Consider the following 1,149-nt stretch of genomic DNA (forward strand, 5'->3'; position numbering starts at 1 on the left):
GCCTACGGGAGGTTGCGGGCCATGACGATGCGCTGGATCTGGTTGGTGCCTTCGTAGATCTGGGTGATCTTGGCGTCGCGCATCATGCGTTCGACGGGGTAGTCGCGGGTGTAGCCGTAGCCGCCCAGGAGCTGGACGGCGTCGGTGGTGACCTCCATGGCGACGTCGGAGGCGAAGCACTTGGCGGCGGCGCCGAAGAAGGTCAGGTCGCCGTCGACGCGCTCGGACTTGGCGGCGGCGGCGTAGGTGAGCTGGCGGGCGGCTTCGAGTTTCATGGCCATGTCGGCGAGCATGAACTGCACGCCCTGGAAGTCGGCGATGGGCTTGCCGAACTGCTTGCGCTCCTGCACGTAGCCCTTGGCGTAGTCCAGGGCGCCCTGGGCGATGCCGATGGCCTGGGCGGCGATGGTGATGCGGGTGTGGTCCAGGGTCTTCATGGCGGTGGCGAAGCCGGTGCCCTCGGCGCCGATCATGCGGTCGGCGGGGATGCGGACGTTGTCGAGGTAGACCTCGCGGGTGGGGGAGCCCTTGATGCCGAGCTTCTTCTCCGGTGCGCCGAAGGAGACGCCCTCGTCGTCCTTGTCGACCACGAAGGCGCTGATGCCGCGGGAGCGCTTGTCGGGGTCGGTGACGGCCATCACGGTGTAGTACTGCGAGACGCCGGCGTTGGTGATCCAGCGCTTGACGCCGTTGAGGATCCAGAAGTCGCCGTCGCGCACCGCGCGGGTCTTCATCCCGGCCGCGTCCGAGCCGGCGTCGGGCTCGGAGAGGGCGTAGGAGAACATCGCGTCGCCCTTGGCCAGCGGGCCGAGGAACTTCGCCTTGAGCTCCTCGGAGCCGGACAGGACCACCGGCAGCGAGCCGAGCTTGTTGACCGCGGGGATCAGCGAGGACGACCCGCAGACCCGGGCGACCTCCTCGATCACGATCACCGTGGCCAGCGCGTCCGCGCCCGCGCCGCCGTAGGCCTCGGGCACGTGCACCGCGTGCAGGTCGTTGGCGACCAGGGCGTCCAGGGCCTCCTGCGGGAAACGCCCCTCCTCGTCCACCTCCGCCGCGAACGGCGCGATCTTCGCCTCCGCCAGCGCACGCACCGACTCCCGGAGCATGTCGTGCTCCTCCGAAGGCCGATACAGATCGAAGTCCTTG

Annotated in this window: 1 protein-coding gene; it reads right to left on the minus strand. The window is 69.1% G+C overall.

Annotated elements, in window-relative coordinates; genetic code table 11:
* Positions 1 to 2 precede the first annotated feature (2 nt).
* A partial coding sequence (locus ACIQKA_RS34935) for an acyl-CoA dehydrogenase (RefSeq protein ID WP_383160592.1) occupies positions 3 to 1,149 on the minus strand: 1,147 nt, incomplete at its 5' end.

The organism is Streptomyces sp. NPDC092045 (assembly GCF_044756005.1).
Classification (GTDB): Bacteria; Actinomycetota; Actinomycetes; order Streptomycetales; family Streptomycetaceae; genus Streptomyces.